The 303-nt window shown below is 53.1% G+C and carries 1 protein-coding gene; it reads right to left on the reverse strand.

The genetic code is table 11. The annotated features are described in order from the left end of the window. On the reverse strand, window positions 1–268 hold a 268-nt coding region (locus V7D78_RS14250), incomplete at its 3' end, for an SDR family NAD(P)-dependent oxidoreductase (protein ID WP_333609123.1). Between the last annotated feature and the right edge of the window lie 35 nt (window positions 269–303).

Consider the following 303-nt stretch of genomic DNA (forward strand, 5'->3'; position numbering starts at 1 on the left):
CCAATACATCCAGCCGGCCAAAGCAGGCCAGCACATCCTGTGCCAGGGCGGCAATAGCGGTATCGTCCGTTAAATTGGCGCTGACCATGGCCGCGCTGTTTGCCCTTTGCTGGTTAAGCTCAGCCACTAAGCTTTGCGCAGCCGTCTGTGATTGATGATAATGAACAATGACGTTATAGCCAGCCTGATGCAGTTTGCAAATCATATGCCGGCCCAGTCGTAACGCGCTGCCGGTGACCAGTGCCACCGGCGTGGAAATATCTGCCATAACAGCCTTGTTAGTTAAACAGTTGCTTCATCATC

This window comes from Arsukibacterium sp. (genome assembly GCF_036735525.1).
Taxonomy (GTDB): domain Bacteria; phylum Pseudomonadota; class Gammaproteobacteria; order Enterobacterales; family Alteromonadaceae; genus Alishewanella.